Origin of the sequence: Stenotrophomonas sp. TWI1183, from assembly GCF_039673115.1 — a bacterium.
In the GTDB taxonomy this organism is placed as follows: Bacteria; Pseudomonadota; Gammaproteobacteria; order Xanthomonadales; family Xanthomonadaceae; genus Stenotrophomonas; species Stenotrophomonas maltophilia_AA.
Genome location: NZ_JBDJKZ010000016.1, coordinates 86,496 through 95,439 on the forward strand (window position 1 = coordinate 86,496; position 8,944 = coordinate 95,439).

An 8,944-nucleotide genomic window follows, 5' to 3' on the forward strand; every position below is an offset into this window, starting at 1 on the left:
CGATGCTGCCGCGCTTCTTCATCCACCGCCCGGTCTTCGCCTGGGTCCTGGCCATCTGCATCATGGCGCTGGGCACCATCGCGGTGACGCAGTTGCCGGTGGAGCAGTACCCGGATATCGCGCCACCGCAGGTCAACATCACCGCCAACTACACCGGTGCGTCGGCGCAGACGGTGGAGGACAGCGTCACCCAGGTGATCGAACAGCAGATCAAGGGCATCGACCACCTGCTGTATTTCTCCTCCACCAGTTCGTCCTCGGGCCAGGCGCGGATCACGGTCACCTTCGACCAGCGCGCCAACCCGGACATCGCCCAGGTGCAGGTGCAGAACAGCGTCAACCAGGCGATCAACCGGCTGCCGCAGGAAGTGCAGCAGCAAGGCGTCACCGTGGCCAAATCGCAGGGCGATTCGCTGATGGTGGTGTCGCTGTACGACACCCATCGGCGCATGGAGCGGGTGGATGTCTCCGATTTCCTGGTCAGCAACGTGCAGGACCCGATCAGCCGCATTCCCGGCGTGGGCGAGATCAACGTGTTCGGTTCGCCGTATGCGATGCGCATCTGGCTGGACCCGCACAAGCTGCGCGCGTTCGATCTGATGCCCTCGGATGTGCGCACCGCGATCCAGGCGCAGAACACCCAGGTCACCGCGGGTGAGTTGGGTGCGCTGCCCACCGGGCCGGAGCAGGCGCTCAACGCCACCGTCACCGCACAGTCGCGGCTGCAGACCGCCGAGCAGTTCCGCGCGATCATCCTGCGCACGCTGCCCAGTGGCGCCGCGGTGCACCTGGGCGATGTCGCGCGGGTCGAGATCGGCGCGGAGAACTACCAGACCAGCAGCTTCCTCAATGGCTATCCCGCGGCCGGCTTCTCGGTGACGCTGGCCTCCGGCGCCAACGCACTGGAAACCGCCGATGCGGTGCGTGCCGAAATCGAGCGTCTGCGGCCCAGCTTCCCGCCGGGGCTGGAAGTGGCCTATCCGCGCGACAGCACGCCGTTCGTGCGGGTCTCCATCGAGGGGGTCATCCACACCCTGATCGAGGCGATCGTGCTGGTCGTGGTGGTGATGTTCCTGTTCCTGCAGAACCTGCGCGCCACCTTGATCCCGGCGATCACCGTGCCGGTGGTTCTGCTGGGCACGTTCGGCGTGCTGGCGGTGGCCGGGTTCACCATCAACACGCTCACCCTGTTCGCGATGGTGCTGGCGATCGGTTTGCTGGTGGACGATGCGATCGTGGTGGTGGAGAACGTCGAACGCATCATCCACGAGGAACACCTGCCGCCGCGCGAGGCGACCGAGAAGTCGATGGGCGAGATCACCGGTGCGCTGGTCGGCATCACCGTGGTGCTCGGTGCGGTGTTCCTGCCGATGGCACTGTTCGGCGGTTCGACCGGCATCATCTACCGGCAGTTCTCGATCACGATCGCCTCGGCGATGGCGCTGTCGGCGCTGGTCGCGCTGACCTTGACCCCGGCGCTGTGCGCGACCCTGCTCAAGCCGGCCAGCGCAATGAAGCCGCCCGGCCGCTTCTTCGCCGCGTTCAACCGCGGCGTGGAGCGCAGCCAGAATGCCTACCGCGGCAAGCTGGGCGGAATCGTGACGCACCCGCGGCGCTGGATGGCGTTCTACCTGCTGCTGGTGATCGGCGTGGTCGTGTTGTACGCACGCATGCCGACCGGCTTCCTGCCGGTGGAAGATCAGGGCCAGGTGACGTTCCAGTTCTCCACCCCCGAAGGTACGCCGATGGCGCGCACCGAAGCGCTGGGCGAGCAGATCAGCCGTTACTTCATGGAACACGAGAAGGACAGCCTGGACGTGGTGTTCGTGGTGGTCGGCCGCAACAACGCCGGTACCGGGCAAAATGCAGGGCAGGGGTTCATGGCGCTCAAGCCGTGGGCCGAACGCGATGCCAGGCACAGTGCCGGCGCGATCATCGCCCGCGCCAACGCCTGGTTCCGCCACCTGCCCGATGCGAAGGTCAACGTGCTGGCGCCGCCGGCGGTGCGCGGGCTGGGGCAGTCCAGCGGCTTCGAGCTGTGGTTGCAGGACAACAGCGCCGCCGGCCGCCCGGCGCTGCAGGCCGCACAGGAAAAAGTGGTGCAGGCCGCCGGCGATGACGACCGGCTCACCTCGGTGCGGTTGAATGGGCTCGGCGACAAGGCCGAGCTGCATCTGGACATCGACCAGGCGCAGGCCAGCGCGCTGGGCCTGGCCCAGGCCGACATCAATTCAACGCTGTCCTCGGCGTGGGGTGGCACCTACGTCAACGACTTCCTCGACCGCGGTCGGGTCAAGCGCGTGTATGTGCAGGGCGACCAGCCCTACCGCAGTGTGCCCGACGACATCGGCCAGTGGTACGTGCGCGGCAGCAACGGACAGATGGCGTCGTTCGCCAGTTTCGCCAGCAGCCACTGGTCGCGCGGGCCGCAGCTGCAGCAGCGTTTCAACGGCCTGCCGGCGATGCAGCTACAGGGCAGCGCCGCCGAAGGGCGCAGCTCGGGCGAGGCGATGCAGACCATGCAGGCGCTGGTGGCCGAACAGCCTGGATTCGCACTGCAGTGGAGCGGGTTGTCCTACCAGGAGCAGCTGTCCAGCAACCAGACGTTGTGGCTGTACGCGGCCTCGATCGCCTTCATCTTCCTGTGCCTGGCCGCGCTCTACGAGAGCTGGACCGTGCCGGTGGCGGTGATGCTGGTGATCCCGCTGGGGGGGATCGGCACGGTGATCGCCACCACTGCGGCGGGCTTCGTCAACGACATCTACTTCCAGGTGGGGCTGCTCACCACGATCGGCCTGTCGGCCAAGAACGCGATCCTGATCGTCGAGTTCGCCGAGGCCGAGTACCGCGCGGGCAGTTCGGCGGTGGACGCGGCGCTGAAGGGCGCGCGGCTGCGCCTGCGGCCGATCGTGATGACCTCGCTGGCCTTCGTGGCCGGCGTGATCCCGCTGGCGCTGGCGACCGGCGCCGGTGCGGTCAGCCGGCGCGAGATCGGCGTCAGCGTGATCGGCGGCATGCTCTCCGGCACGCTGCTGGCCATCCTGCTGGTGCCGCTGTTCTTCGTGCTGGTGCGGCGGCTGGGCAAGGCGAAGCCGGTGTCACCGCCAACGCCCTGAACGGCGGGGCGTTGGCCGCGCGATTTCATCTTTCTGACCCATTCCATTCACGGTTTCCATGCCGGCGCGGCAGTAGCGTAGATCGTCCCCACACCGGTTGGAGACATGCCATGAATCCCCTGCAGACGGCGGCCCGCGCCATGCGTAATGGACTGGAAGAAGTGGCAGCACTGCTGGTCGGCCAGCGCGCCGAATCCCTACGCGAGGATACGGCTGCGCCCGGGGTGGGCATCCCGATGCCGCGCCGGCTGCCGCTCAAGCGCCCGCTGCTGCATGGGCGCAAGGGCATGGCCCCGTGGCAGAAGATCGGCCCGGGCCGCGAGCGCCGCTAAGCGCGGGTCGCATCGGACGGGTGGTTCACCCCGTCGTTGACCGGTACCTCGCCGATGTCGAACGGATTGACCCCGTCCAGGCAGCCGACGTTGTAGCCGTATTCGTCCGGCGACGAGCGGCGCTGATGATGCGTGTAGATGCCGCACACGCTGCAGAAGTGATGGCGCGCGACGTGGGTATTGAACTGGTACAGGCGCAGGACGTCATGGCCCTGCACGACCTCCAGATCGGCAAGCTTGACCGAGGCGACGATCGCGCCACGTCGTCGGCACATCGAACAGTCGCAGCGGCGGGGCGACACCACACCGTCGGGCAGGTGCAGGCGCAGGACCACGGCCCCGCAATGGCAGCGCAGCAGATGGTGGCGCTGGATGGGCACCCCGCCCACGGTGGTCAGACCCTGCATGCCTGGCGCTTCCTTGATGGCCGTTGATCGCGCAAGTATGCGACCGGCCCGGGGGGCGGAGCCAGCCGGTGCGGGGTCCCGGGGTGAACGGCGGCCCGAAGCTGAACAGGCTCGACATGCGGCGCACACAGGGGTTATGGCTAACTAGCGCCCCGGATAGACGACGGATCGATGCGTGAAGAAGGCAGGACGATGGGGGCTGGCGCTGCTGATGCTGCTGGCGGCGCTGTGGATCACCGGTTTGCTGGCCTACCAGCTGCCGGGTCCGGGCTGGGTGCGGTATCTGCTGGTCGGGCTGTGGGTCGTGTTCGCCGTCACCGGGGCGATCGGCGTGGCGCGTGCGCGCGCCGGGCGCTGGCCGGGCGTGCTGTACGGCGTGGCGCTGGTGCTCTCGGGCATCTGGTGGCTGCTGCTGACCCCACGCCAGGACCGGGTCTGGGCCGATGATGTCGCCCAGCGCCTGAAGGTGGTCCAGGTCGATGGCTCGCGCGTGGTGCTCGACAACGTGCGTGACTTCACCTGGCGCAGCGAGACCGACTACGACGCGCGCTGGGTGCGCCGCGAGTACAACCTGGATCAGCTGCGCTCGGCCGACCTGATCCTGTCCTACTGGATGGGCCCCATGATCGCGCACACGCTGATCTCGTTCGGCTTCGATGACGGCCGTTACCTGGTGTTCTCGCTGGAGATCCGCAAGGAGCGCGGCGAGTCCTTCTCCGCGCTCGGCGGCTTCTTCCGCAAGTTCGAGATGACCCTGGTCGCCTCGGAGGAAACCGACATCGTGCGCACGCGTACCAACGCACGCGGCGAGGATGTCTATCTGTATCGCCTGCACGGCATGACCCAGGAGCAGCTCAAAGCACTGTTCGTCTCCTATCTCGGCGAGGCCCGCAAGCTGGATGCCGCGCCGGCGTTCTACAACACGCTGACCAGCAACTGCACGACCATCGTGTACGAACTTGCCAGGCAGATCGCGCCGGGCCTGCCGATGGACTACCGGCTGCTGGCCTCGGGCTACTTCGCCGAATACGCACGCGATCTCGGTGTGCTCACACCGGGTGTGCCGTTCGAGACGCTGAAGGCGCGCGGGCGGATTACCGATCGTGCGCGGGCGAGCAATGAAAACGATGATTTTTCACAGGTGATCCGCCGGGATGTTCCGGGGACAGGGCAGGGAAGCGTTCCATGAGGTCCATTGTGAAACTGCTCGCGCACCGCGCGTTGCCGATGACGGCCGTGGTGCTCTCGCTGCTGCTCTCCAGCGGCTGTGCGATGGTCACCATGAAGCAGGTGGCCCCGACCGAGTACCTCGCCAACAAGCGTGGCGACGTGCTCACCTCGGGCAAGCTCAGCGCCGCCTCGCAGGAAACGCTGAGCGTGATCGGCATGGACGTGGCGCAGTGCGAAAAGGATGTCACCGCCTGCCAGAAGACCCTCGCCGACACCGATGTCCTGCCCGAGGAGCAGCGTTTGTCGGCGCAGTCCGAGCTGTGGGTGAAGACCGCGCTCGCGCTGACCCCCAAGCCCAAGGACCGCGAGAAAACGCCGATGTCCGATGCCGCGCTGGATGCGTGGCTGGAAGCGGCGCGCTATGCCTATGCGTATCTGTTCTTCAGTGGCCGTACGCCGTCCGACCGCGCCTTCGAGGATCGCCAGACCCAGGTCCGGGATTACTACAACTACGCCGCCGAGCAGACCGCCGCGGTGGTGTTCAAGCGCAGCCGCGAAAGCGCGCTCGAGGGCGAGGATTACAACGCCGCCGTGGCCGGTGAGCGCTGGACGCTGACCTCCGATTTCGATGAGCTGCGCATGCAGAGCATCCCGACCCGGATGGTGTCCGCCTCGGCGGTGAGCTTCGCCGGCCTGCGCAGCACCTATCGGCGCGATGGCTTTGGTGCGGAGCTGGTGGTGATCATGGATCCGCCCAAGCTGGTGGCCCCGGCCGATGGCGAGAAGGCGGAGATTCCGCAGTACAGCGAGATGTCGGCGATCAACGCCACCGCGCTGCTGCGTTTCAAGGGCAACGACCTGCGGCAGGTGCTCGATACCACCCAGGTGCTGTTCGATGTGTACTCGCCCGAGTCCACCGAGAGCGTGGACCTGCACGGCGAGAAGGTGCCGCTGGCCGGCAACTTCACCGCCGCCTACGGTATGTGGCTGGCGCAGTCCGGCTTCGCCACGCAGTCGCTGCGTACGCTGTTCGGCCTGAGCGAAGGCATCGGCGCGCCGCACATGTACCTGATGCAGCCGTGGGATCCGAACCGCCGCATCATCTTCATGCTGCACGGCTTGGGCAGCAGCCCGGAAGCGTGGGTGAACGTGGCCAACGAGATCATGGGTGATCCCGAGCTGCGCCGGCATTTCCAGGTCTGGCAGGTGTATTACCCGACCAATGCCCCGATCGCGCTCAACCGCTACGAGATCAACCAGGCCTTCGACAACACGCTCAAACACTTCGATCCGACCGGCAGCACGCCGGCATCGAAGGACATGGTGTTCATCGGCCACAGTATGGGCGGCGTGCTTGCGCGCCTGCTGGTGACGTCTTCCGGTGATGTGCTCTGGAACGACCTGCTGGCCAACTACGACCTCAAGGGCGAGCGCCTCAAGCGGGTCGAAACCAAGCTGGGCCCGCTGCTGCACTTCACGGCCGAACCGAACGTGGAGCGGGCGATCTTCATCGCCGCCCCGCACAAGGGCACGGATATCGCGGGCAATCGGGTAGGGCGCCTGATCGGCCGGCTGGTGCGGCTGCCGATCACCATCCTGGGCAAGTTCGAGGATGTGTTCCTGACCCTGCAGGAATCCGAATCGGCCAACACCACCACGAAGCTGCAGGTGCCCAACAGCATCGACAACCTCAAGGCCAGCGATCCGTTCGTGAAAGCTGCCGGTGCGCTGCCGATCACCCCGGGCCTGAAGTACCACTCGATCATTGCCCAGCGCAAACCGGACGTGCCGCTGCTGCAGTCCGACGATGGCCTGGTGCCGTACTGGAGCGCGCACCTGGACGGCGCGGTCTCGGAGAAGGTGATCATTTCCGGGCACAGCGTGCAGGAAACCCCGCAGGCCGTGCTGGAGATCCGCCGCATCCTGCGTGAGGACCTGAAAGAGGTCGGCGACACGCACCCGTAAGGGGCGTGTCCCGCTGACGGTCAGATGCGCCGCGCGACGACGACGCTCAACAGCGCCAGCACCAGCATGATCGCGAAGGTCAGCAGGTAGCCCAACCCTTCCCGGCCGTCCAGGAACAGCGCGAACAGCGAGCCGGACACGGCCAGTGTGGTCGCCACGCCCAGGGCTTCGCTGAGCTGCAGGGCGGACGTATTGGCGCCCTGTTGTGCCGGCGGTGACAGCGACAGCGTGAGGACCGACAGGCTGGGATAGATCAGCCCCATGCCCAGCCCGGTCAGTACCCAGCCGATCATCGCCGACCACAGTGGCATGCCCGGCTGGATCGCCAGCGACGTGGCCAGGATGCCCACGCACATCAGCAGCGCGCCCGCCTGCAGCAACTGTCGGCGCGACCAGCCACGCTGCTGGTGGCCCTGCAGCCACGAGCCGGAGAACCAGCCCAGCGCGCCCAGGCTCAGTGCGATACCGGCCACGACGGGCGTCAGCCCCCGCTCGCGCTGCAGCAGCAAGGGCAGGAATGCTTCGCAGCCGAAGAACGCGGAGGCCGCGATCCCGCGCAGCGCGATCACGCTGGGCAGCCCGCGGCGCAGGGTCAGCGTGCCGGTCGGCAACAGCTTCCAGCTGCACAGTGCCAGCACGCCCAGCGCCGGCATCAGCAGCGCCACGGCCCGCCATCCCTGCTGCTGCCCGCCGATGTACAGCGCCAGCGCGCCCAACGAGGCACCCACTGCCCACGGCACGACGTTGCGGCCGGTGCTGCCCGCAGTCACTACGCCGACCTGCCGCAGGGCGGGGCGCAGCAGCAAGGCGGCCGGGATCGCCAGCAGCGGCACGATCAGGAACACCCAGCGCCAGCCGAGGTGCTGCACGATCAGGCCGCTGATGCTGGGGCCGATCAGCGAGGGGACCACCCAGCCGGCGGAGAACGCCGCGAAGACGCGGGGTCGCATCGGCTCGGGAAACGAGCGCCCGACCAGCACGTACAGCGCGACCGAAATCGCACCGGCGCCCAGGCCCTGCATCAGGCGCCCGAGCACCAGCACCGGCATGTGCTGGGCGAATCCGGCCACCAGCAGGCCCGCGATGAAACAGGCCAGGCCCAGCCACAGCGGCCGCGCCGGGCCGCGCTGGTCACTCCAGCGCCCGGACAGCGTCATCCCGATCACGCTGGTGGCCAGGGTGCCGCCGAACGCCAGGGCGTACAGGCGCAGTCCGTCCAGGTCGTGTGCCACGGTCGGCATCGCCGCGGCCACGGCCAGCGCCTCGAACCCATGCAGCGAGACCAGCGCGACCATCCCGATCGTGGTCGCGCGATAGGCCGGCGACAGGATCGACGGGATCGGAACGTCCTCCACCGGAGTGGTGGTGGGCGGCGAGGAAACTTCAACGGACATGCGGATTCCAGACATCGGGAGGAGGGCCGGGCTTGCAGTGCACCCCCGGCGGCGCGCAGGATGCCACCTGAACCATGGTTGAGGTCAAGCAGTGATCGCGCAGGAACTGAGTGTAGGCGAAGTCGCCAAGCGGAGCGGCGTGGCCGTCTCGGCGTTGCATTTCTATGAGCGCAAGGGCCTGATCCGCAGCCTGCGCACCGCCGGCAACCAGCGTCGTTTCGCCCGCGATGTGCTGCGCCGGCTGGCGGTGATCCGCGTGGCCCAGCGGGTCGGGATGCCGTTGGAAGCGGTGGCGACCGCCTTTGCCGCCCTGCCCGAGAACAAGACGCCGACCAAGGCCGAGTGGGCGAAGATGTCGGCGCTGTGGCGCAGCGAGCTGGACCAGCGCATCGAGCAGCTGTTGCTGCTGCGCGACCAGCTCACCGACTGCATCGGCTGTGGGTGCCTGTCGTTGAAGCGCTGCCGGCTGACCAATCCCGGCGACACGCTGGGCGATCAAGGCGACGGCCCCCGCCGCTGGGAGTAGTGCCGGCCGCTGGCCGGCTCTCGTAGTTCCAACC

At 67.6% G+C, this 8,944-nt stretch carries 7 protein-coding genes; 5 read left to right on the forward strand and 2 right to left on the reverse strand.

What is annotated here, in order from left to right:
* Nucleotides 1–2: 2 nt before the first annotated feature.
* Together ABE434_RS14500 and ABE434_RS14505 are read left to right on the forward strand one after the other, a co-directional pair.
* Complete coding sequence (locus ABE434_RS14500; RefSeq protein WP_346479316.1) at nucleotides 3–3,116, forward strand: efflux RND transporter permease subunit; 3,114 nt, start codon at nucleotides 3–5, stop codon at nucleotides 3,114–3,116.
* 110 nt (nucleotides 3,117–3,226) lie between these two features.
* The gene (locus ABE434_RS14505) at nucleotides 3,227–3,448 is read left to right on the forward strand and encodes a hypothetical protein (RefSeq protein ID WP_346479317.1); all 222 of its coding nucleotides are present in this window, start codon (nucleotides 3,227–3,229) and stop codon (nucleotides 3,446–3,448) included.
* Here ABE434_RS14505 and ABE434_RS14510 read toward each other — a convergent pair.
* A complete protein-coding gene (locus tag ABE434_RS14510) occupies nucleotides 3,445–3,855 on the reverse strand; it encodes a GFA family protein (protein ID WP_346479318.1) in 411 nt (136 codons plus the stop codon). The genes ABE434_RS14505 and ABE434_RS14510 overlap by 4 nt on opposite strands.
* A gap of 211 nt (nucleotides 3,856–4,066) precedes the next feature.
* Here ABE434_RS14510 and ABE434_RS14515 point away from each other — a divergent pair, with 211 nt between their 5' ends.
* Together ABE434_RS14515 and ABE434_RS14520 are read left to right on the forward strand one after the other, a co-directional pair.
* On the forward strand, nucleotides 4,067–5,044 hold the full coding sequence (locus ABE434_RS14515) for a DUF4105 domain-containing protein (RefSeq protein ID WP_346479320.1): 978 nt from the start codon (nucleotides 4,067–4,069) through the stop codon (nucleotides 5,042–5,044).
* A gap of 38 nt (nucleotides 5,045–5,082) precedes the next feature.
* The gene (locus ABE434_RS14520) at nucleotides 5,083–6,990 is read left to right on the forward strand and encodes an alpha/beta fold hydrolase (RefSeq protein WP_346479321.1); all 1,908 of its coding nucleotides are present in this window, start codon (nucleotides 5,083–5,085) and stop codon (nucleotides 6,988–6,990) included.
* Between the two features lie 20 nt (nucleotides 6,991–7,010).
* Here the strand turns inward: ABE434_RS14520 and ABE434_RS14525 are convergent, their stop codons facing one another.
* On the reverse strand, nucleotides 7,011–8,384 hold the full coding sequence (locus tag ABE434_RS14525) for an MFS transporter (RefSeq protein WP_346479319.1): 1,374 nt from the start codon (nucleotides 8,382–8,384) through the stop codon (nucleotides 7,011–7,013).
* 91 nt (nucleotides 8,385–8,475) lie between these two features.
* Here ABE434_RS14525 and soxR point away from each other — a divergent pair, with 91 nt between their 5' ends.
* A complete protein-coding gene (gene soxR / locus ABE434_RS14530; protein ID WP_176990998.1) occupies nucleotides 8,476–8,910 on the forward strand; it encodes a redox-sensitive transcriptional activator SoxR in 435 nt (144 codons plus the stop codon).
* The last annotated feature ends 34 nt before the right edge of the window (nucleotides 8,911–8,944 follow it).